This is a genomic window from Streptomyces sp. NPDC024687 (assembly GCF_055559055.1).
The window spans coordinates 187,928-209,162 of sequence record NZ_JBVHLJ010000008.1 but is presented as its reverse complement, the minus strand read 5'-3'; the positions used below and the strand labels follow the sequence as shown (position 1 = coordinate 209,162).

18 protein-coding genes are annotated in these 21,235 nt (G+C 72.2%); 11 read left to right on the top strand and 7 right to left on the bottom strand.

What is annotated here, in order from left to right:
• The first annotated feature begins 128 nt into the window (after positions 1 to 128).
• The 3 genes from ACZ39I_RS29825 to ACZ39I_RS29815 all read left to right on the top strand — a co-directional run bounded on the left by ACZ39I_RS29825 (position 129) and on the right by ACZ39I_RS29815 (position 2,636).
• Positions 129 to 1,253 (top strand): aminopeptidase P family protein, encoded by a 1,125-nt coding sequence (locus ACZ39I_RS29825; protein ID WP_467247823.1) that lies wholly within the window; start codon positions 129 to 131, stop codon positions 1,251 to 1,253.
• Positions 1,254 to 1,302: 49 nt separating this feature from the next.
• A complete protein-coding gene (locus ACZ39I_RS29820) occupies positions 1,303 to 2,247 on the top strand; it encodes an aminoglycoside phosphotransferase family protein (protein ID WP_467247822.1) in 945 nt (314 codons plus the stop codon).
• A gap of 173 nt (positions 2,248 to 2,420) precedes the next feature.
• Complete coding sequence (locus ACZ39I_RS29815) at positions 2,421 to 2,636, top strand: hypothetical protein (RefSeq protein WP_467247821.1); 216 nt, start codon at positions 2,421 to 2,423, stop codon at positions 2,634 to 2,636.
• A gap of 19 nt (positions 2,637 to 2,655) precedes the next feature.
• Here the strand turns inward: ACZ39I_RS29815 and treZ are convergent, their stop codons facing one another.
• Positions 2,656 to 4,401, bottom strand: a complete 1,746-nt coding sequence (treZ, locus tag ACZ39I_RS29810) for a malto-oligosyltrehalose trehalohydrolase (protein ID WP_467247820.1) — start codon at positions 4,399 to 4,401, stop codon at positions 2,656 to 2,658.
• A 172-nt stretch (positions 4,402 to 4,573) separates the two neighbouring features.
• Between treZ and ACZ39I_RS29805 the strand changes: the two genes are divergently transcribed.
• The 3 genes from ACZ39I_RS29805 (at position 4,574) to ACZ39I_RS29795 (ending at position 7,050) form a co-directional block, all read left to right on the top strand.
• Entirely contained in the window at positions 4,574 to 5,125 is a 552-nt protein-coding gene (locus ACZ39I_RS29805) for a DUF1707 and FHA domain-containing protein (protein WP_352381892.1), read from the top strand.
• A 138-nt stretch (positions 5,126 to 5,263) separates the two neighbouring features.
• Complete coding sequence (locus tag ACZ39I_RS29800) at positions 5,264 to 6,628, top strand: M14 family zinc carboxypeptidase (RefSeq protein WP_467247819.1); 1,365 nt, start codon at positions 5,264 to 5,266, stop codon at positions 6,626 to 6,628.
• On the top strand, positions 6,625 to 7,050 hold the full coding sequence (locus ACZ39I_RS29795) for an SSI family serine proteinase inhibitor (RefSeq protein WP_467247818.1): 426 nt from the start codon (positions 6,625 to 6,627) through the stop codon (positions 7,048 to 7,050). The genes ACZ39I_RS29800 and ACZ39I_RS29795 overlap by 4 nt, the downstream gene beginning before the upstream one ends.
• Before the next feature lie 39 nt (positions 7,051 to 7,089).
• On the opposite strand, the gene ACZ39I_RS29790 is transcribed toward ACZ39I_RS29795, so the two are convergent.
• The 3 genes from ACZ39I_RS29790 to glgX form a co-directional block, all read right to left on the bottom strand.
• A complete protein-coding gene (locus ACZ39I_RS29790; protein WP_467247817.1) occupies positions 7,090 to 8,340 on the bottom strand; it encodes a M14 family zinc carboxypeptidase in 1,251 nt (416 codons plus the stop codon).
• Positions 8,341 to 8,548: 208 nt separating this feature from the next.
• Positions 8,549 to 10,903, bottom strand: coding sequence for a malto-oligosyltrehalose synthase (treY, locus tag ACZ39I_RS29785; RefSeq protein WP_467247816.1), 2,355 nt, complete (start codon positions 10,901 to 10,903; stop codon positions 8,549 to 8,551).
• 117 nt (positions 10,904 to 11,020) lie between these two features.
• A complete protein-coding gene (gene glgX / locus ACZ39I_RS29780) occupies positions 11,021 to 13,153 on the bottom strand; it encodes a glycogen debranching protein GlgX (protein ID WP_467247815.1) in 2,133 nt (710 codons plus the stop codon).
• 196 nt (positions 13,154 to 13,349) lie between these two features.
• Between glgX and ACZ39I_RS29775 the strand changes: the two genes are divergently transcribed.
• From ACZ39I_RS29775 to ACZ39I_RS29760, 4 genes are all read left to right on the top strand, one after another.
• The gene (locus tag ACZ39I_RS29775; RefSeq protein WP_467247814.1) at positions 13,350 to 14,168 is read left to right on the top strand and encodes a Tat pathway signal sequence domain protein; all 819 of its coding nucleotides are present in this window, start codon (positions 13,350 to 13,352) and stop codon (positions 14,166 to 14,168) included.
• A gap of 57 nt (positions 14,169 to 14,225) precedes the next feature.
• Positions 14,226 to 15,545: a copper amine oxidase gene (locus ACZ39I_RS29770; RefSeq protein ID WP_467247813.1), complete on the top strand. Its 1,320-nt coding sequence runs from the start codon at positions 14,226 to 14,228 to the stop codon at positions 15,543 to 15,545.
• Positions 15,546 to 15,647: 102 nt separating this feature from the next.
• Positions 15,648 to 16,892 carry an SAV2148 family HEPN domain-containing protein gene (locus ACZ39I_RS29765; RefSeq protein WP_451474975.1) on the top strand — a complete coding sequence of 415 codons (1,245 nt, stop codon included), beginning with the start codon at positions 15,648 to 15,650 and terminating at the stop codon, positions 16,890 to 16,892.
• A gap of 109 nt (positions 16,893 to 17,001) precedes the next feature.
• Entirely contained in the window at positions 17,002 to 17,724 is a 723-nt protein-coding gene (locus ACZ39I_RS29760) for a 3'-5' exonuclease (RefSeq protein ID WP_352381877.1), read from the top strand.
• 37 nt (positions 17,725 to 17,761) lie between these two features.
• On the opposite strand, the gene ACZ39I_RS29755 is transcribed toward ACZ39I_RS29760, so the two are convergent.
• Together ACZ39I_RS29755 and ACZ39I_RS29750 are read right to left on the bottom strand one after the other, a co-directional pair.
• Positions 17,762 to 18,277, bottom strand: coding sequence for a YbaK/EbsC family protein (locus tag ACZ39I_RS29755; protein WP_467247812.1), 516 nt, complete (start codon positions 18,275 to 18,277; stop codon positions 17,762 to 17,764).
• Positions 18,229 to 19,209 carry a DMT family transporter gene (locus ACZ39I_RS29750; RefSeq protein ID WP_467248074.1) on the bottom strand — a complete coding sequence of 327 codons (981 nt, stop codon included), beginning with the start codon at positions 19,207 to 19,209 and terminating at the stop codon, positions 18,229 to 18,231. The genes ACZ39I_RS29755 and ACZ39I_RS29750 overlap by 49 nt, the downstream gene beginning before the upstream one ends.
• 80 nt (positions 19,210 to 19,289) lie before the next feature.
• Here ACZ39I_RS29750 and ACZ39I_RS29745 point away from each other — a divergent pair, with 80 nt between their 5' ends.
• Positions 19,290 to 20,252, top strand: a complete 963-nt coding sequence (locus ACZ39I_RS29745) for a LysR family transcriptional regulator (protein WP_467247811.1) — start codon at positions 19,290 to 19,292, stop codon at positions 20,250 to 20,252.
• Here ACZ39I_RS29745 and ACZ39I_RS29740 read toward each other — a convergent pair whose 3' ends face one another.
• Positions 20,253 to 21,107: a phosphotransferase enzyme family protein gene (locus ACZ39I_RS29740; protein ID WP_467247810.1), complete on the bottom strand. Its 855-nt coding sequence runs from the start codon at positions 21,105 to 21,107 to the stop codon at positions 20,253 to 20,255. It abuts the gene before it with no gap.
• Positions 21,108 to 21,235: the final 128 nt, after the last annotated feature.

Sequence of the window (21,235 nt, the reverse complement as noted above, 5' to 3'; positions counted from 1 at the left end):
TACGCCCGGCGCCCCGTCCGGGCCGACCGAAGACACGTCGACCGAAAGACGTGCCGACCGGCTCGCGCGCCCCTCGCCGTCCGGGCAGGATGCTGCCCAACGACCCTCACCCGCCCCAGGAGGCCCGGATGACCGGCATCGCAGCGCCCTTCGTCGCCGACGACTACAGGGCCCGCATGGAGCGCGCGGCACGGTCGGCCGCCGAGGCCGGGCTCGCCGGACTCCTGGTGGCCCCGGGACCGGACCTGGTGTGGCTCACCGGCTACGCGCCCCCCGCCGTCACCGAGCGGCTCACCCTGCTGGTCCTCGCCCCCGGACAGGACCCCGTCCTCGTCGTGCCCACCCTGGAGGCACCGGACGCCGCCAAGGCCGTCGGCGCCAGCGCCCTGACCCTGCGGGACTGGACCGACGGCAAGGACCCCTACGCCGCCACCGCCGCCCTCCTGGACGCCGGCGGCCGGTTCGGCATCAGTGACAACGCCTGGGCCATGCACCTGCTGGGCCTGCAGAAGGCCCTGCCCGGCACGTCGTACGCCTCCCTCACCGATGCCCTGCCGATGCTCCGCGCCGTCAAGGACGCGGCGGAACTGGAGCTGCTGGCTGCCGCGGGCGCGGCCGCCGACGCGACGTTCGAGGAGATCCGGAACGTTCCCTTCGGTGGCCGCAGGGAGTCGGAGGTGGCCGCCGACCTCGCCGATCTGCTGCGCCGCTTCGGTCATTCCCAGGTCGACTTCACCATCGTCGCCTCGGGACCCAACGGCGCCAACCCGCACCACGAGGTGGGGGACCGGGTCATCGAACGCGGCGACATGGCCGTCCTCGACTTCGGCGGCCTCAAGGACGGCTACGGCTCCGACACCTCCCGCACGGTCCACGTCGGCGAACCCACCGACGAGGAGCGCCGGGTGCACGACCTCGTGCGCGCGGCACAGGAGGCGGGCTTCCGGGCGGTACGGCCCGGCGTGCCCTGCCAGGAGGTCGACCGGGCCGCCCGCGCGGTCATCGCCGACGCCGGGTACGGCGAGTACTTCATCCACCGCACCGGGCACGGCATCGGCGTCACCACGCACGAACCGCCGTACATGATCGAGGGCGAGGAGCAGCCCCTCGTGGCGGGCATGTGCTTCTCCGTGGAGCCCGGCGTCTATCTGCCGGGCCGTTTCGGGGTACGCATCGAGGACATCGTCACGGTCACCGAGGACGGTGGCCGCAGGCTCAACGACACCACCCGCGAGATGGTCATAGTGGACTGACCGACCCTCCCAGGAGCCCCTCCACCCTTCGAGCGACTACGGCGCGACCATGACCCAGGCACCGACACCCACCGCGGACACGGTCCGCCGGCTGGTCCGTTCCCTGCTCAAGGACAGCACGCCCGACACGGGCGGACCCGAGATCCGGCCGGTCACCGAGGGCGGGCCGTCCACCTGGTGGGTCGGCACCCGCCATGTCCTGCGTCTCGCCGGCGACCGCGAGGCCTCCACCCTCAGCCGCCGCGAACTGCGGCTGCGCGACCTGGTCCGCCCGCACGTGCCGGTCGCGGTGCCGACCAGCGTGGCGCAGGGCGAGTGGGCGCCCGGGCTGGCCTACACGCTCGACACCAAGGTTCCCGGCGGTTCGGCGGAGGAGCACGACGTGTCCGCCGTAGGCGAGGCCGACCTGGCCGGCCTGCTCACCGGGCTGCGCGAGGTGCCGGTACGACAGGCCGAGGCGCTCGGCGTCCCGCGCGTCGCCCCGCGCTCCCTGGAAGCGCTGCGCCGGGAGGCCGGCCGGGCCGCGGAACGCCTCCGCGCGGCCGACGAGTTCGACCCGGCCCGGCTCCAGCAGCTCACCTCGCCGGCCGCGGTCCAGCTCGCCGCGCAGTCGGGCGGTGCGGTCCTCGTGCATCACGCGCTGACCGGCGAACACCTCGTGATCAGCGCCGACGGCCGGGTGCGCGGCGTCCTGGACTGGACCGGGACGGTCGTCGGCGACCCCGCCGAGGACATCGCGGGTCTCGCCCTCGCCGTCGGCTCACCCGCCGCCGTCCGCGCCGCCACCCTCGCCGGATACGGTGCCAGGCCCTGCCTACGCGGTCTGTGGCTCGCCCGCTGCGACACCGTGATCCGCCTCGCCGCCGGCCTGGACGGGCGCGTCACCGAGCCCCTGCCCCTGCTGCGCACCCGGCTGTGGCGGGCCTGGGAGGCGATCCTGCTGGAACGCGTCACCGAGCTGCGGGACGAGGAGACGGACGACGCGGAGTTGTAGGCGGCTCCACCCGGTCTTTTCCACCCTCGTTCCACCCACGGGTCGAGGCGCGCGACCGTGCCGGAGCCGGATGGTCGAGGCATGACGATCTCCCGATCCTGCTGCCACTGGCGCTGATCGGCTGGGCGGCCGCCACCTGCCTTCACGACATCCCCACGGCGGGCAACGACCCGGTGCTGATCGGCGCGTTCACCGGCACCGGCGCCGAGCACACGGCCCGTTTCTCCGTCGACCACGACATCAACGGCGCCCCGGCATGGGTCGCCGCCCTGGTCCTCATGGTCTTCGGCGAGCTCGTCGCCCGTCTCGCGGTCATCGTTGTCCGCGGCCGCATCCTCCGGACCCGCGCCGGCCTGCAGGCGCGACACGCCCTTCCGGTCGCCTCATGAACCGGGGGAGCCCATGAGGTCACGCCTGCAGCAGCACCACGCACGACTCCCCGGGCACATGCAGCACCCCGTCCGCGCCCGGCGCGTCCACCGGCTCCCAGGCGGCCAGGACGCGGGCCTCGCGGGGACCCAGGGGGATGGCCACCGGGGACTTCGCGAGGTTCACGGCCACCCGGACGTCCCCGCGGCGGAAGGCGAGCCAGCGCTGGTCCGTTTCGTAGGCGACCTTGGTGTCGGCGAGGTCGGGGTCGGTGAGGTCCGGCTGCTCGTGCCGCAGTGCGAGAAGCCGGCGGTACCAGGCGAGCACACGCGCGTGGGGCTCGCGGTCGAGCTCGGACCAGTCGAGGCAGGAGCGGTCACGGGTCGCCGGGTCCTGCGGGTCGGGCACGTCCTCCTCGGCCCAGCCGTGCTCCGCGAACTCCCTCCTCCTGCCCCGCCGTACGGCCTCGGCGAGCTCGGGGTCGGTGTGGTCGGTGAAGAACTGCCAGGGCGTGCTCGCCGCCCATTCCTCACCCATGAACAGCATGGGCGTGAAGGGCGCGGTCAGCACGAGCGCCGCCGCACAGGCCACCAGGCCGGGGGAGAGGGACGCCGCCAGCCGGTCGCCCTGGGCGCGGTTGCCGACCTGGTCGTGGGTCTGGGAGTAGCCGAGCAGCCGGTGCGCCGCCGCGCGGGTACGGTCCAGCGGACGCCCGTGGCTGCGGCCGCGGAAGCTGGAGTAGGTGCCGTCGTGGAAGTAGCCGCCGGTGAGGGTCTTGGCGAGCGAGGCCAGGGGCGCGCGGGCGAAGTCGGCATAGTAGCCCTGGGACTCGCCGGTCAGCGCGGTGTGCAGGGCGTGATGGAAGTCGTCGTTCCACTGCGCGTGCAGCCCGAGACCGCCCTGGGCGCGGGGCGTGATGAGCCGCGGGTCGTTGAGGTCGGACTCGGCGACGAGGAACAGCGGCCGTCCCAGTTCGGCGCCCAGGTTGTCGACAGCCGTCGACAGTTCCTCCAGGAAGTGGCACGCGCGCGTGTCGGCGAGCGCGTGCACCGCGTCCAGGCGCAGTCCGTCGATCCGGTAGTCCCGCAGCCAGGACAGCGCGCTGCCCAGCAGATAGGCGCGCACCTCGTCGGAGCCCGGGGCGTCCAGGTTGACCGCGGAGCCCCAGGGCGTGTGGTGCGTGTCCGTGAAGTACGGTCCGAAGGCGGGCAGATAGTTGCCCGACGGGCCCAGGTGGTTGTGCACCACGTCCAGGACGACCCCGAGGCCCACCTCGTGCGCCCGGTCGACGAAACGCTTCAGGGCCTCGGGACCGCCGTAGGGCTCGTGCACCGCCCACAGGGAGACGCCCTCGTAGCCCCAGCCGTGCCGTCCCGGGAAAGGACACAGCGGCATCAGCTCCACGTGCGTGACGCCGAGTTCGACGAGATGGCCGAGTCGGGCGGCGGCCGCGTCCAAGGTGCCCTCGGGCGTGTAGGTGCCCACGTGCAGCTCGTAGAGGACCGCTCCCGGCAGGGGACGGCCCGCCCACCGGGTACGCCAGGCGTACCGCTCGTGCTCGACGACCGCGCTGAGCCCGTCCGGGCCGTCCGGCTGACGGCGTGAGCGCGGGTCGGGCAGCACCGGGCCGTCGTCCAGCGCGAAGCCGTACCGGCTGCCGTCCCCGGCGTCCGCCTCGCCCCACCACCATCCCGAGCGCTCCGGATCGCGCTCCAACGCGCGCGTGGCGCCCTCGCAATGGAGCGTCACACGGTCGGCCTGCGGTGCCCACACCTCGAACTGCACGGACGGTCCCCTTCGTCTGCTCCCCGTGATGTAGCCCGTCCATGGTGCTTCAAACGCGATCAATCCGCCGTGAAATCTTCCCCCTTGCGGCAGGTGTCGTCAGGTACGCACCGGTGGCGGCCGTTGTCTCGTTTTCTGGACACCCGGGGTTCGCTGCCCGACAATCACCAACGTGACGTCGTCCTTCGAGTTCAACACGTACCCCGCGCGCCTGTCCGACGCGGAGCGCGACAAGGTGCTGAAGGTGCTCCGTGACGGCGTCGCCATGGGCCGCCTGTCGCACGACACGTTCGTGCGCCGCATGGAACTGGCCCTCATCGCGCGCCGGTCCGACGAACTCGCGGTGCTCACCGCGGACCTGCCCCAGGAGAGCCGCGTCTCCCGGCTGGTGTTCGGCACCGTCGAGGCCGTCTCCGGCTTCACCGTGCGGCTGCGCAGGGCGTGGCAGGCCGAGCGCCTGCCCAAGCTGCTGCTGCCCCACCCCGGCAGCGGCCACGCGCTGCGCATAGGCCGCGACCCGGCCAACGGACTGCGGCTGACCCACGAGACGGTCTCCCGTGTCCACGCCGAACTCAGCCGTCAGGGCGGCATGTGGGTCCTGCGCGACCTCGGCTCCACGAACGGCACCACGGTCAACGGCCGACGGGTCATCGGCGCCGCCGTCGTCCGCGAGGGCGATCAGGTCGGGTTCGGCCGGATGGCCTTCCGGCTCGCGATCAACTGAGCCCGACCTCACCTCTGGCCTGGGCTTTACCTGCGGTCGCGGCCCAAAGCCCTTTCCGCCGCACGGTGTTGACGTACCTCTCAAGTCGTGACTGACTGTGCGTACACCGTGCACACCAGGTGAACCGACGGCACCACATTGTGGAGGTGTGCCCTGCCGCCCCTCCTCCGCTACCCGACCGTCGACGATCTCGGCGCCCGGGCAGCAGCGTTCGTCGCCCGTCATCCCGCAGACGCCCGGCTGCGCCGCGCCGGCACCTCCCGCGCGGGCAACCCCCTGTGGCTGCTCTCCGTCGGCCACGGCAGCCGCCAGGCCCTCGTCGTCGCCGGCCCGCACGCCAACGAGCCCGTGGGCGGCGGCACCGTCCTCAGACTGGCCGAGCGCGTGCTGGCCGACCCCCGGCTCACCGTCGGTGCCGACGCCACCTGGAACCTGCTGCTCTGCCTCGACCCCGACGGCCTGCGCCGCAACGAGGGCTGGCTGCGCGGCCCGTACTCCCTCGGCCGCTACTTCCGCAACTTCTTCCGGCCCGGCTTCGGCGAACAGCCGGAGTGGCTGCCCGACGGCGCGGACGCCGCCGCACTGCCGGAGACCCGCACCCTCCTCGCCCTCCAGGACGAACTGCGGCCCTTCCTGCAGTGCTCCCTGCACGGGGTCGACGTCGGCGGCGGCTTCGTCGAACTTACCCGCGACCTGCCCGGCCTCGCCCGGCGCGTCGCCCACACCGCGGCCCGGCTGCGCATCCCGCGCGAGCTGGGACCGTACGACACCCTCTACTGGCCGTGTCTGGGACCCGCCGTCTACCGCATCCCGCCGCCCCGCCGCGGCGACCTGGCCGCCGCCATCACCGAGGCCGCCGTCGAGTCGACGTGGTACCACCCGCACCGGCACGGCACCGTGACCGCCGTCGTCGAGGCGCCCATGTGGGGCGTGGCCGCCGTCGAGGACGGCAGCACACCCACCGACGCGGCCGCCGTACTGCGCACCGTCAGCCACACGCTGCGCCGCGACGCACGGCTCCTGGAGGGCGTCCTCGCGCGGATCCGCCCGCATGTCTCGGCCGCCCCGGACGCGGCCCGGCTGCTCGCCCCGGTCGAGGACTATTTACTGGTCGGCCCCGGACTCGCCGACGCCTGGGACCCCGACGTCACCGACGGCGGCCGCCCGCTGCCCCCGCTCAACACCGGTCATCTGGCCGCGCTGCGCATCGCCGGACGGCGCCTCGCCCTGCGCACGGCCGGGCTCCTGCACCAGCTCGTGACCCGCGCGGGCGCCGATCCGGCCGGCGCGCTGCCGGAACTGGACGGGCTCATCGACCTGTGGTGCGCCGACTACCGCGACGGCTGCGGCGCCCGCTGGATCCCTGTCCCGCGCCAGATCGAGTACCAGTCCCGGGTCGTGCTCGCCGCCTTCGACCTCGCCGTACGGCACGCGCCCGCGTGTTCCCGTTCGGGTGAGCCGGGCTGGGGATCCGAGGCCGTCGTGCCGATGCATCGGGAATGACGTACACGAGCACACCGACAGCGGTACGGCGAGCGGCACACCTGGGCCTGACGGCGGCAGCCGCCCTGCTCCTGGCCGCCGCGGCCCCCGCGACGGCAGGATCCTCCGCCGGCGGCGACCATCTCTACCTCATGGTGACCACGGGCGACGGCCGCTCCAGCGAGACCCGCGGCACCCTCCTGCTGTGCGACCCGCCCCAGGGCCACGGCCGCGCCGCCGAGGCCTGCGCCCAACTGGACTCCGTCGGCGGTGACATCGCGGCCCTTCCGCCCGCGGACGTCTACTGCCCGATGCTCTACGCGCCGGTCGCCGTCCAGGCACGCGGACAGTGGAACGGCCGACCGGTCGAGTACCGCCAGACCTTCTCGAACGGCTGTGTGATGAGGGCGCGGACCGGGGCGGTCTTCGCACTGGAGAGCTGACGCCCACGCGTGCGGGGCGGGGCGGTGCGCGGGGCGGGCTCAGTCCGCCCGCACGCGCGCTTGCAGCGCCACCGCCACGACCGTGCGGGCCTGATGCTCCACCTGGTGTTCCAACGGCACCCAGCGGGCCCCGAAGCGTTCCGCGAAGGAATCGCTCCACGCCTTGACCAGCCGTTCGAGACGCGGGGCCGCGGGGTCGTCGGCCTCCCGCAGGACCCGTAGCAGCATGGCCGCGGCCCGCAGGGGCAGCCGGCGGGAGAACGCGTCCACACTGCCGATGTACGCCTTCGAGTCGTCCGCGGGCCGGGTGTGGACCCAGTCCGCGGCCAGCCCCGGCACCAGCTCCAGACCCCAGGCGGCGGCCCGCAGCAGCGGCCCGTCCACGCCCTCCAGACGCGGCAACGCCTCCGCCAGCACATGGTCCACCGCCCGCGACTCACACAGCAGCCGGCCCGCCAGCCGCCGCATCGCCGCCGCCGGCGCCGGATGCGGGGCCGGATCGTCCACCAGGTCGCTCGCCCACATCGGTACCTCGACCACCGCGGTCAGACCGCCGTAGCGGTGCGCGTGGTGCCAGGTACTGCGCCGCGCGTCGTCCGGCATGCTCGGGTACGCCGCCCCGGCGCCCGGCGCCGGCATCACATGCACCCCGGGCCCGGACGCCGGCCAGCCCGCCGCGTCCGAGGCGCCGGTCTCCACCGGGATGTGCAGCTCCGCCGCGGACTTGGCGAACGGTTCGGCGACACCCGGGACGTCCTTCGTCAACTGCACCCAGCTGCCGCCCAGGTCGGTGCCGTGCAGCGTCACCTGGAGGTAGGGCCGCAGTTCGTCGATCACCCCGGTCAGTGCGCGGGTCTCCGGCGGCAGCCGGTCCGGCGGCAGCATCGCCGGGGCCCACTCCGGCTGCTCCGGCCCGGCCGGCCGGAAGAAGCCGAGGTGGTAGTCGAAGAGGCTGCGCGGTGCCGGGGTGACGTGGAGGCTCGCCGCGTCGGGATCCGCGCACAACAGGAAGTGCCAGGACGTGTCCGACCGCAACTCCTCCTCGGCCAGAACCCGTCGGGCCACGGCCAGAGCCGCGGGGCCGCCGGCCGGTTCGTTGGAGTGGGCGCCCGCGACCACCAGGACGGCTCTGCGGGCCCGGCCGATCGACAGCACATGCAGGGGCCTGCCCGCGCGCGAGACACCCACCTGCCTCAGCCGGCAGACGCCGGGCCACTGTGCGGCCAGCGCCCGCGCGGACCGGACCAGTTCCGTCACCGTGGGGTAGCGCAGCTCCGGCAGCAGACTCACCCCCGACACGTCCGACCGGCGTCGCCATCCGCAGTACCCCACGGTCTGGTTGCGCTGTCAAGCACGCCGTGGGGGAGCCTCCCGGGGGCGCCCGGAAGCACGTCCCGGCAACCGGCACGGCCGATGGGCGCCAGCGACCTTGCCCGCGCTCCGCCACCCGGGCTCCCGGGCTCCCGCACAGGACGCGGCCTCACTCACCCGCGCCCCGTCAATCCGTGGCGACCCGTTCCAGCAGCGCCACCGGCGACTCGCCCAGCAGCTCCGCCACGCGCACCTGCCCGGAGAACTCCCGCTCCGGCACCAGCACGTCACGCCAGACGCCCGGCGGTAGCGGCAGCACCGTCTCCCGCCAGCCGCCCGCCTCCGCCAGCCGCAGCGACAGCCGGGTCACCGCGGTGATCACCTCCCCGGAGCGCGCGAACGCCACGCAGTGCGCCGCGGCCGGCCCCTCCGCGGCCAGCGGCGTGTACGTCGCCGCGTCGCCGAAGACATCCGGCCGGCGTCGGCGCAGCCGCAGCGCGGCGGCCGTGAGCGCGCCCTTGTCACCGGCCTCCTGCGGCGGGAACCCCACGGCCCGCCGGTTGTCCGGGTCCACCAGCGCCAGGTACCTGCCCTCCGTGCCCTGGTACACATCCGGCACCCCGGGCATCGTCAGCTGCACCAGGGCCGTGCCCAGCTCGTTCGCCCGGATGTGCGGTTCGAGTCGGCTGCGCAGCGCGGCCACCTGCTCGCCCTGGGGCCCGCCCGGGCCGGCCGCGACGAAATCCGCCACCGCCTCCTCGTACGCCGGCTCCTGTTCCGTCCAGCTCGTGTACAGGCCCGCCTCGCGCACATGCTTCAGCAGCGCTTCCCGCACCCGTTCCGGGTCCGCGGGGCCGAGCCCGAACACCGTCTGCCAGGCCGCCCACGCCAGCTGTGCGTCCGGATCGCCGTCGCCGGCACGGGTCACCTCGGCCAGCGTGTCCGCCCACCACTCGGGACACTCGGTGAGCACGGCCAGGGCCGCGCGCACATCGGCACTGCGCTTGGTGTCGTGCGTCGACACCACGATTCCCGTCAGCGGCCAGTCACGCTGCGCGCGCGCGCAGTAGGCGTGGAACTCCTCGGGTGCGACGGCCGGGCTCCCGGGGTTGCCGCCCACCTCGGTCGCCGACAACAGCGGCACGTACCGGTAGAACGCCGTGTCCTCCACGGACTTGGCCCGCAGCGCCGACGCCGTCTGCGCGAACCGGGTGCGGAACTCCACCTGGTCCGGCCCGTCACCGGCCCGCCCCAGCACCAGATCCCGTACGACGTCGACGGCGCCCGCCTCCTCCGGGACCGCGAAAGCGAGCCGGGCCTCGGCCGCGGCCTCCTCCGTGACGACGGACGCGGCGTCCGAGGAGCCGTAGGGCCGGTAGACCTCCATCCGCACCAGCAGTTCCTGGAGCGCCGTGCGCAGCGCCCAGGGCGCGCGGTCGCGCAGCGCGGGCTCCGAGGACGTGGCACACACGCGTGCCGCCACCCGGGTCAGCCGGTCGGTCTCCGCGGCCAGCTCGTGCGTGATCACCTTGTACGCCGCCCGCCTGGCCGTCGCGGCCCAGTCGCCGCCGCGGTCGGTCTGCGGGGCCGCGAACCTCCGGTACTGCCCGAGGAGTTCCCCGAACCCCGCCGGGTCCGTGAACAGCCCGTCGATGTGCCGCAGCGCGTCGTACCCCGTCGTGCCCGCCACGGGCCAGGACGCCGGGAGCCGTTCCCCGTCCGCCAGGATCTTCTCCACGACCGTCCAGCGCCCGCCGGTCGCCTCGTGCAGCCGTTGGAGGTAGGCGCCGGGGTCGGCGAGGCCGTCGGGGTGGTCGACCCGCAGCCCGTCCACCACGCCCTCGTGCAGCAGCTGGAGGATCTTGGCGTGGGTGGCCTCGAACACCTCGGGGTCCTCGACCCGCACCCCGATCAGCTCCGAGATGCTGAAGAAACGCCGGTAGTTGAGCTCCGTACGGGCCAGGCGCCACCACACCGGGCGGTACCACTGCGCGTCCAGGAGCTGCGGCAGAGGGAGGTCCCCGGTGCCCTCACGGAGCGGGAACACGTGGTCGTAGTAGCGCAGGACGTCGCCGTCCACCGTGAGGTTGCCGAGCTCCGCGCCGACCGGGTGCCCCAGCACCGGCAGCAGCACCTGTCCGCCCTGTGCCTCCCAGTCGATGTCGAACCAGCGCGCGTACGGCGACTTCGGGCCCTCCCGCAGCACCTCCCACAAGGCGCGGTTGTGGCGCGGGGCCATCGCCATGTGGTTCGGCACGATGTCCATCACCAGGCCGAGCCCGTGCTCCCGCGCGGTCCGCGACAGCGCGCGCAGCCCGTCCTCGCCGCCCAGTTCGTTGCGCACGCGCGCGTGGTCCACGACGTCGTAGCCGTGCGTCGAACCCGGGACGGACTCCAGGACGGGGGACAGGTGCAGGTGCGAGACGCCCAGCGAGGCCAGATACGGCACGGCGGCCGCCGCGGCCGCGAACGGGAACTCGGGCTGCAGCTGCAGCCGGTACGTGGCCGTCGGCACCGACGGGTCGGGTCGCTCAGATGTCATGCAGACCTACGTACCCGCCCTGCCGCCTTTCGTGTCATCGCGTGCTCCATGTGTACGGAACACCGATGCCGGGACCCCGACGTCGGGACGGTCCCGTCCCGTCCCGACGTCAACGTGCTAGACAGGCCGTTGCAGCACCACCATGCTCCGGTCCACCAGCGTCAGCTTGTCCCCGGCCTGCACCTTGGGTCCCGTGCCCGGCGGCACCCCGTCCGGACGGGCGGTGTCGACCACGACCTCCCACTGCCGGCCGTGGTTGACCGGCACCACGAAGTCCAGCGATTTCGGCGAGGCGTTGAACATCAGCAGGAACGAGTCGTCGACGATCCGTTCCCCGCGGGCACCGGGTTCGGAGATCGCGTTGCCGTTGAGGAAGACCGTCAGTGCCGACGCCTGCGCCCGGTCCCAGTCATGCTGGGTCATCTCCTTGCCCTCGGGAGTGAACCAGGCGATGTCCGACAGCTCGCCGTGGGTCCCCTCCACGGGCCGCCCGTGGAAGAAGCGGCGGCGCCGCAGGACCGGATGGTCCTTGCGCAGCCACACCATCGCGCGCGTGAAGGCCAGCAGCTCGGCGCCGAGCCCCGCAGCCCCGTCCCCGGCCTCCTCCGGCCACCGCACCCAGGCCAGCTCGCTGTCCTGGCAGTAGGCGTTGTTGTTGCCGCGCTGGGTGCGCGCGACCTCGTCGCCGTGACTGATCATCGGCACGCCCTGGGACAGCATCAGCGTGGCGATGAAGTTGCGCATCTGACGGGCGCGGAGCTCCCGCACCGCGGGATCGTTGGTCTCGCCCTCCGTCCCGCAGTTCCAGGACCGGTTGTGGCTCTCGCCGTCGCGGTTGCCCTCGCCGTTGGCGTCGTTGTGCTTGTCGTTGTACGAGACCAGGTCGTGCAGGGTGAACCCGTCGTGGCAGGTGACGAAGTTGATCGAGGCCAGCGGACGCCGGCCGTCGTCCTGGTAGAGGTCGGAGGAGCCGGTCAGCCGGGACGCGAACTCCGCCAGCGCGCGCGGCTCGCCCCGCCACAGGTCCCGCACGGTGTCGCGGTACTTGCCGTTCCACTCCGTCCAAAGCGGCGGGAAGTTGCCCACCTGGTAGCCGCCCTCGCCGACGTCCCAGGGCTCCGCGATCAGCTTCACCTGGGAGACCACCGGGTCCTGCTGCACCAGGTCGAAGAACGAGGACAGCCGGTCCACCTCGTGGAACTGCCGGGCCAAAGTGGCCGCCAGGTCGAAGCGGAAACCGTCGACGTGCATCTCGGTGACCCAGTACCGCAGCGAGTCCATGATCAGCTGAAGGACGTGCGGGGACCGCATCAGCAGGGAGTTCCCGGTGCCGGTGGTGTCCATGTAGTACTGGGGATCCTCGGTGAGGCGGTAGTACGACGGGTTGTCGAGCCCCTTGAAGGACAGCGTCGGGCCCAGATGGTTGCCCTCGGCGGTGTGGTTGTAGACGACATCCAGGATGACCTCGATGCCGGCCTCGTGCAGTGCCCTGACCGCCGACTTGAACTCCAGGACCTGCTGGCCGCGGTCGCCCCAGGAGGCGTACGCGTTGTGCGGAGCGAAGAAACCGATCGTGTTGTAGCCCCAGTAATTGTTCAGGCCCATGTCGACCAGACGGTGGTCGTTCACGAACTGGTGGACCGGCATCAGCTCCAGGGTGGTGACGCCGAGCTCCACCAGGTGCTCGATGATCGCCGGGTGCGCGAGCGCGGCGTAGGTGCCGCGCAGCTCCTCGGGCAGCCCCGGGTGCTGCATGGTGAGGCCCTTGACGTGCGCCTCGTAGATCACCGTCTCGTGGTACCCGATCCGCGGCCGCCGGTCGTCGCCCCAGTCGAAGTAGGGGTTGACCACGACCGACGTCATGGTGTGCGGCGCCGAGTCGAGGTCGTTGCGCTTGTCGGGCGAGTCGAAGTGGTAGCCGTACACCTCCTCGCCCCAGCGGATCGAACCGCTGATCGCGCGGGCGTACGGGTCGAGCAGCAGCTTCGACGAGTTGCAGCGCAGGCCGCGCTCAGGCGCGTACGGTCCGTGTGCGCGGAAGCCGTAGCGCTGCCCGGGCATCACGCCCGGCAGATACGCGTGCCGGACGAACGCGTCGCTCTCGCGCAGTTCCACCGCCGTTTCCGAGCCGTCGTCGTGCAACAGACACAGCTCTACTCGGTCCGCGGCTTCGGTGAAGACCGCGAAGTTGGTGCCGGCGCCGTCGTACGTGGCACCGAGTGGATACGCCTCTCCAGGCCAGACCTGCATGAACCGACTCTTTCAGCTGTCCCGCGCCGCATGGGGCCCCTTGGCCCCGAGTGTCCACGAAAGTGATGGAACCACCTATGACTTACATCCCTCTTACCGATCGACCAGTGCACGGGGCGATCACAGGATCGTCCTGTGCCGAACCAGTGGGGCAGACACATACTCCCGGAGCTTGCCCGGGGAGTAGGGGGAAGATGTGCGCAAGATAGTGCACCGCCACCTCGGGAAGGTGGTGGCAGGTGCGGCCATCGCGGTGGCAGGGACCGCCGTGATGGTCGGGATCACCCTGCCGGGCACCGCGGGGGCGGACGACACGGGGGGCGGCAAGACGGCCTCGGGACAGTCCGCGGCGCAGGCGGGACAGGGTGCGGACGGGGCCGTCGCGCCCGGGGTCGTCGAAAAGGCGCCGGCCGCCGAGGGGGCGAAGGGCAAGGGCCGTGACCCGCTCACCGACGACGAGATCCAGCGGGTCGAGCAGATCGCCGTGAACCCGCAGCTGCTCAACGCCAGTGAGGACGTCGAGGGCGACCGCGGCCCCGAGCGGCTCACCGTGGACCTCGCCGACCCGAAGGTCGGCGAACTGGACGACCCGAACGCGCCCCGCCGCGCGAATGTGACGTTCTACGACTACCGGGACGACACCCTCGTCACCAGGACCGTCGACCTCGACGGCGGCAAGGTCGTCGCGACCGGCACCCAGCACGGCGTCCAGCCGCCGCTGAGCAGTGCCGAGTACGCGGAGGCCGCGAGTCTTCTGATCGCCGACCCGCTCGGCGCGGACCTGAAGGCCGACTACAAGGACGCCACCGACAAGGAACTCACCGACCCGAATCAGCTGCTGCTGACCGGCGCCGTGTACCGGGCCGTCCCGGGCGGGCAGCCGGCCGTGCTCGACAAGTGCGGCGAGCACCGCTGTGTGCGGCTGTTCCCGAAGGTGAAGAACGGTCCCTGGATCGACGCCAGGTCCTTCGTGATCGATCTGAGCGCCCGCAAGGTCGCCAAGCTCGACAGCTGATCCGCCCTCTTCGTCCGCTATTCCCACCTTGTCCTTCCGCAAGGGAGTCATCTCTTCATGCGTGTCAACAGAATCAGCCGCGCGCGCAGGCACGCGGCCCTCGGCGTGTCCGTGGCCGCGCTGGCCGCCGGTGTCACCACCGGTGCGGGACCGGCCGCAGCCCAGCCGAAGGCCGCCGCCGCGGCCGCGGCGGAGTGCAGCACCGCCTACAAGATCGAGCAGAAGCTCTCCAGCGGCACGACCTGGCGGATGTGCTGGCGCTACGACAGCAAGGCCGGCCTCGTCCTGGAGGACATCTCCTACCAGCCCAAGGGCGAGGCCGCGCCGATCAAGGTCCTCAACAGTGCCCGGCTCGGCCAGATCCACGTCCCCTACGACGACGGCAGCGTCGAGTACGACGACCTGACGGGCTTCGGCTTCGCCCAGGGCCTGATGAACCTGGACCCGGGCGAGTGCCCCGGCGGCACCATCAAGAGCGTCAAGGTCCCCGACTCCTGGGACCCGGACAACTCCGACGTCAACGGCCTGTGCACCACGACCCGTTCGCGCGGCCACGCCTACCGCATGCAGGGCGACAGCGCCAACAAGGTCTACCAGGCCCAGGGCAAGGACCTGCTCGTCTACTCGGTCAACCAGGTCGGCTGGTACGAGTACATGACCGAGTGGCGCTTCCAGGACGACGGCACCATCACCATGAACCTCGGCGCGACCGGCAGCCTCTCCTTCGAGGACTACGACGCCGGGGACGGCCGCGGCTGGCCCATCGGCAAGGGCCCCCGCGCCCAGGCCACCAGCCACAGCCACAACGCCTTCTGGCGCCTGGACTTCGCCCTCGACGGCTCCTCCAAGAACCGGGTCGAGCAGTACGACTCGACGGTCACCGCGGCCGCCCAGGGCCAGCAGGCCGCGACCGTCAAGACCACCCGCACCCCGGTCACCAAGGAACTCGCCGGCGACTCCAAGAGCTACCGCTGGTGGCGCATGGTCAGCGCGGCCGGCAAGAACAAGGACTGGCACCAGCGGTCGTACGAGATCGTCCCCGGCCCGACCACCAGGTACCCGGGCCGCAGTTTCACCAAGCACGACGTGTACTTCACCGAGTACAACCCGTGCGAGCAGTTCGCCAGCAACAACACCGCCGACTGCGGTGCCGGAGCGGGCAAGTCCGTCGACAAGTGGGTCAACGGACAGACCCTCACCCACCCGGTGGTCTGGATGAACGTGGGCTTCCACCACATCGCCCGGGACGAGGACCAGCAGCCCATGCCGGTCCACTGGCAGGGATTCTCCATCGCCCCCCGGGACGTCACGGCTATGAATCCGCTCACTCCGGCCGAGCTCGCCGGGCAGAACGGGCACTGGGAGTTCGGTAGTTGAGAAAGACCCTGTCCATCCGGCTGCACCGCCGACCGCTACCGGAGTACCCTTCCTTGATCGTTGGCAAGGGGAGTGCTCGGGGGAGCGGAAGGCGGTGCGCGGGTGGGCTCGGGAGGGCTGGAGTTGCCCCCTGGTGACGAGGGTCACGAGGGGAACTCCGCAGACGCCCCGCCCGGCACGGTGTCCCTGGCACGGCCGATGGACGCGGGAGCGACGATCGGGCCGGAGCTGGACTGGGACGCCGACGCCTGGCGCGAGGTACGTACGCGCGCACAGCGGGCCGGCCGGGCCTACATCTGGCTGAACCTCGTCGAACAGCGGCTGCGGGCCGTCGTGGCCGCCGTTCTGCGTCCCATCTACGAACCCGTCCACGGCCACGACGACTGGGTGGTCGCGGCCGCCGGACCCGCCGGACAGGAGTGGGTCCAGCGTGCGGTCGCGGTCCGCGAAGTCAGCCGCCGCAAGGGTTACTTGCTCGACCCCGCCGACGACAACGTCCTCAGCTTCCTCACCCTGCCCCAGCTGCGTGAGCTGATGGTGCAGCACTGGCCGTGCTTCGAGCCCTACTTCGACGACCGCCGGGACGTCGAACTGGCCCTGGACGAGCTGGAGGTGACCCGTAACGTCGTCTCCCGCAACCGGGCCCTGTCCGAGGCGGTCCTCGGCCAGGCCGAGCGCGCCGCCGCCAAGCTGCTGGAGATACTCGGCACCGGCGGTGACGTGCCGTCCGCCCGTCGGCTGCCCGTCGACGCGGTCGAGGACCTGGTCGGCGACCGGTACGCCGACGTGGTCGCCGTACACCCCGACCGGGTGCGGCTGCTGCGCCAGTTCCCCGCCGAGGACATCTTCGGCGGCGCCCGTCGCCTCGACGCCGTCGGTATCGGCCTCAACCTCCTCGTGCAGAACTTCTCGGGGCGCCGCCTGGTGCGCCTGGCCGAGGCAGGGTGCCGGGCGCGGCTGCTGTTCCTGAACCCGGCCTCCAGCGCGGTCAAGCGGCGCGAGCGGGAACTGGGCATGAAGCGCGGCGAGTTGAGCCGCGCCGTCGAGATGAACATCCTGCACATGCGCCGGGTCCGGTCGAAGCTGCGCGACCCCGGCGCCTTCCAGATCCAGGTCTACGACGACACCCCCCGCTTCTCGGCCTACCTGGTGGACGGCGACGGCTCGGACGGCATCGCGGTCGTGCAGTCGTATCTGCGCCGGTCGCGGGGCATGGAGGCACCGGTTCTCGTGCTGCGCAGCGGCAACCGGGTGGTCAAGGCGGGCGACGTGGACGACAGCGGCCTCTTCCCGACCTACCGCGAGGAGTTCGAGACGAACTGGGCGGATTCGCGGCCGGTGTCCTGAACGTCCCGTGGTGCAGCGCGTCAAGCGGAACGCGGTCCTCTGATTGTCAGTGGCACATGGGAAGGTGGGGACCACTGGGGGAAAGCACCACCAAGAAGGGGGACCGCCCATGGGCTGGCACCGAGAGCTGCTGATCGGCTTCGACCTGGAAACCACCGGCACCGATCCGCGCGAGGCGCGCATCGTCACGGCAGCCGTGATCGAGGTCAGGGACGGGCAGCCCATGGGGCGCCGGGAGTGGCTGGCGGATCCGGGCATGGAGATCCCCGCGGAAGCGGTGGCGGTGCACGGCATCAGCAACGAGCGGGCGAGTGCCGAGGGCCGCCCCGCGGACCAGGTCGCCGACGCCATCGCGGACGTCCTCGCTACCTACTGGAAGACGGGCGTCCCGGTCGTCGCCTACAACGCCGCCTTCGACCTGAGCCTCCTCTCCGCCGAACTGCGCCGCTACGGCCTGCCGTCCCTGCGTGAGCGCCTGGGCGGCCTCGACCCCGCACCCGTGATCGACCCGTACACCATCGACCGCTCGGTGGACCGCTACCGCCGCGGCAAGCGCAACCTCGAAGCGGTCTGCACGGAGTACGGCATCGCCCTCGACACCGCCCATGACGCCGGCGCCGACGCCCTCGCCGCGGCCCGGCTGGCCTGCGCGATAGCCGCGCGCCACCCCAAGGTCGCGGCCCTCGGCCCGGCGGACCTGCACCGCCGTCAGATCGAGTGGTACGCGGAATGGGCGGCGGACTTCCAGAACTTCCTGCGCCGCAAGGGCGACGAGACAGCGGTGATCGACGGCACGTGGCCCCTGCGCGAGCCGGCGGACGAGACGGTGTGACGGGGGCGTTGGCGGGCGGCGGTTTCCGGCCGGCGCATTACTCCGGCGCCGGACCCGCGATGGGCTCCACCCGCGGGTTCGCCGACCGTTCGTAGTCGGGCCCCGACAGGCACAGCGACCTGTCGAGTCGGGCGGCGTTGAAGTAGAGCCGGGGCTGCTTGACCACGTCCGGGTCGGCGACGAGCTCCAATTCGGGGTCGAAGCTGAACGGCAGGACCGTGCCGGGGATCGCCCGGGCCAGCCGCTCGGCGGTCTCCGCGTCGCTGAACCCGACATAGCGCGCGGCGAACAGCGTCCGGATCGCGTCCAGGTCCACGCGCCGGTCCCCGGGGACGACCGCGAGGACATGCCGGGTCGTCCGGCGGTCCACCTTGACCCGCAGCACGATGCACTTCGCCGCCTCCGAGGCAGGGTGCCCGCGCAGCGCGCACACGGCGTCCGTGGTGCCCTCGGGCGCGTGGTCGATCAACTGGTAGTCGACCGAGGAGGTGTCGAGCAGGGTGATCAGACGGTCGTAGGTGTCGTACGGCTCGTAGGCGTCGTCGTCTGGCATCGGGTGTCCTCTCCGGTGGGCGTGGGCTCAACTTCGGTGCGGGACAAGGCGGTTGCGCGGTGGGAGCGTTCCACGGACTGCCCCCAGTACGTGCCGGTGATCATCATGACCGCCCCGAGCCCGGTCAGTGCGGTGAAGTGCTCCCCGCCCAGGGCGACCCCCGCCGCCGCGGCCCAGATCGGCTCCGTGCCCAGCAGCAGACTGGCCCGGCTGGCCGAGGAGCGCTGCACCGCCCAGGTCTGGGCGAGGAAGGCGAACACACTGCAGAACAGGGCGAGATAGACCAGCTGCGTCCAGGTCGCCGAGTCCGCGTGGACCAGGGCCGGAAGGTCGCGCGCGGCCAGAGGGAGGAACAGGACCGTGCCGACGAGGGTCTGCACGGTCGTGAGGTGCAGCGGCCGTACCGCCCGGCCCGCGGTGAGCCGGCCGACGAGTGCGACATGACCGGCCCGTACGACCGCGGCACCCAGCATCAGCAGGTCGCCGAGGCGGGGCGCGTGGAAGCCGTTGCCCGCCATGAGGATCCCGACGGCCAGCACGCAGACCCCGGCGGCGGCGTAGAACACGGGCGGCAGGCCGCCCCGGTGACCGGTGCGGTCGAGGAGGGGGGTCAGGACGATGGTCAGGCTGATGATCAGCCCAGCGTTGGCGGCGCTGGTGTGGGCGACGCCGTAGGTCTCGACGACCAGGACCGCGGCCTGGGTGAGACCCAGGGGCAGCCCCGCCCGCAGTTCCTCGCGGGTCCACCGGCGCGGGCCTCGCCCGGGGAGGACGACGACTCCCAGGCAGGCGAGCGCGGACAGGGCGTAGCGGGCGAAGAGCACCAGCAGGACGGGGAGAGCGGACGTCGCGGTCTGGGCGGAGAGATAACTCGAACCCCAGACGATCGCGACCAGCAGAAGTACCAGGTCGGTACGGCGGGCGTCGGACACCCGTCCACCCTGCACCGAGCCGTCCCTGAAGCCCAGAACCAGTTCCTTCAACGATCTTTTAGTACTCCTACACTGTCGAGATGGACGAACGACAGCTGCGGATCCTGCGGGAACTCGGCGAACTGGGCAGCGTCACCGCCGTCGCCGAAGCGCTGCTGGTGACCCCGTCGGCGATCTCGCAGCAGCTGAGGCTGTTGCAGCGTTCGGTCAAGGTGCCGCTGACCGAGCGCGAGGGCAGACGGCTGGTGCTCACGGACGCCGGGCAGGCCCTGGCGGGCGCCGCCATCGAGGTGGAGACGGCGCTGGCCCGCGCCCGGCACACGGTCCAGGAGTTCGTGGACCGGCCCGAAGGCGAGGTCTCGGTGGCCGCCTTCCACAGCGCGGGCGCGGCCTTCTTCCCCCTGCTGCTGCGTGCCCTCGCCGACCCCGGCACCCCCGTCCCGAGGCTGGCCGACGAGGACGTACCGCAGGAGGACTTCCCGCGCCTGACCCGCACGTACGACATCGCCCTGGCCCACCGTCTCGACCACGCCCCCGCCTGGCCGCCCACGGTGACGGCCACCACGCTCCTGCGGGAACCACTGGACGTCGCCATGCCCGCCGACCACCCGCTGGCGGCCGGACGCCGGGTGACCCCGGCGGACGTGGCGGGCGAGCCCTGGATCACCGCCCACGACGGCTTCCCGATCGTGGCCACCATCGAGGCGATCGCGGCGGCGGCGGGCCACCGTCTGCACCTGGCCCACCGCATCAACGAGTTCTCGGTGGCGGCCGAGGCGGTGGCGGCGGGCGGAGGCCTGGCGTTGATGCCCCGCTGGACGATGCGCCGGCATCCGGCCCTGGCGCTCAGACCCTTGAGCGGCGTCCAGGCGAGACGTCACATCGACGCCCTCTACCGCCCGGAGAGGACGGCGAGGAGAGCGGTGCGTACGGTCCTTGCGGAGCTGAGAAGAGCGGCACGGACAATCCAGGGCGGAGATGACCCACACAGGGACGCGGGTAACGGCGCGACCAGCCACGACGGATCCGCAGCCGCCTCTTGATCAGAACGCGTACCAGCGCACTTCCTCATCGCCGTCCCGCAACGAGGCAACCCTGCGCTCGAACTCGGCCAACGCCTTGGGATTCGACGGCGCATGCTGCGCCACCCACGCACAACTGGCCGTCTCCCGAGCCCCCCGAAGCACCGAGCATCCCTCCCACTCCCGCACATCCCACCCGTACGCGGCGGTGAAGGAGTCATAGGCCGCCGCAGGCAACCCGTACCGGTCCCGGGACAGCACCATGACCACCAGATCGTGCTCCCGCAGATCCGAGGAGAAGGTCTCCAGGTCGACAAGGACGGGCCCGGACGGACCGACGTGCACATTGCGGGGAAGCGCGTCCCCATGGATCGGCCCCGGCTCCAACCGAGGCGTGACCGCGGCCGCCGCCCCCGCGAAGCCGTCCCGGCGCTGTCGCAGATAGTCGGCGTCGGCGGAAGAGATCGCATCGCCCGCAAGCCGCAGCCACCGCTCGACACCGCCCAGCAGCTCACGGGGAGGCAGGGCGAAGGACGGCGCGGGCAGCGCGTGCACCACCCGCAGCAGCTCGGCCAAATCCCGCGCCTCGGCGGGCCGTACGGCATCCGGAAGCCGGTGCCACAGCGTCACCGGATGTCCCTCGACCAACCGTGCCTTCGGCTCGGCCGCCCGCACCGCCGGCACCTCCGCCTCCGCCAGCCACACGGCGATGTCCAGTTCCCGGCGTGCCCGGTCGAGGAGCTCGGCGTCGCGCCCCACCTTGACGACCAGGTCACCGGCGGCGAACACGGCGTTCTCGCCCAGGGCGATCAACTGGGCCGACCCCGCAGGCAACCCCGCCGCGGCCAGTACGTCCCGTGCCCGTGCCTCGTCCATCGTCCGGCCTCCCGGTTCTGACATGTCCCGCATGCCTGTGCAGTGCCACCGCGAACGGCGTCGACTTCGCGCCAACGCCCCGGTCAGTCTCGCATTCCCACAGGTGGGCCGGTGTGCGTGCTGTCTTG

Coding starts and splice junctions, on each gene's coding strand:
- ACZ39I_RS29760 (WP_352381877.1), top strand. CDS start 17,002: ATGGGCTGGCACCGAGAGCTGCTGATCGGCTTCGACCTGGAAACCACC.
- ACZ39I_RS29770 (WP_467247813.1), top strand. CDS start 14,226: ATGCGTGTCAACAGAATCAGCCGCGCGCGCAGGCACGCGGCCCTCGGC.
- treY (WP_467247816.1), bottom strand. CDS start 10,903: ATGACATCTGAGCGACCCGACCCGTCGGTGCCGACGGCCACGTACCGG.
- ACZ39I_RS29820 (WP_467247822.1), top strand. CDS start 1,303: ATGACCCAGGCACCGACACCCACCGCGGACACGGTCCGCCGGCTGGTC.
- ACZ39I_RS29825 (WP_467247823.1), top strand. CDS start 129: ATGACCGGCATCGCAGCGCCCTTCGTCGCCGACGACTACAGGGCCCGC.
- ACZ39I_RS29745 (WP_467247811.1), top strand. CDS start 19,290: ATGGACGAACGACAGCTGCGGATCCTGCGGGAACTCGGCGAACTGGGC.
- ACZ39I_RS29755 (WP_467247812.1), bottom strand. CDS start 18,277: ATGCCAGACGACGACGCCTACGAGCCGTACGACACCTACGACCGTCTG.
- glgX (WP_467247815.1), bottom strand. CDS start 13,153: ATGCAGGTCTGGCCTGGAGAGGCGTATCCACTCGGTGCCACGTACGAC.
- ACZ39I_RS29740 (WP_467247810.1), bottom strand. CDS start 21,107: ATGGACGAGGCACGGGCACGGGACGTACTGGCCGCGGCGGGGTTGCCT.
- ACZ39I_RS29795 (WP_467247818.1), top strand. CDS start 6,625: ATGACGTACACGAGCACACCGACAGCGGTACGGCGAGCGGCACACCTG.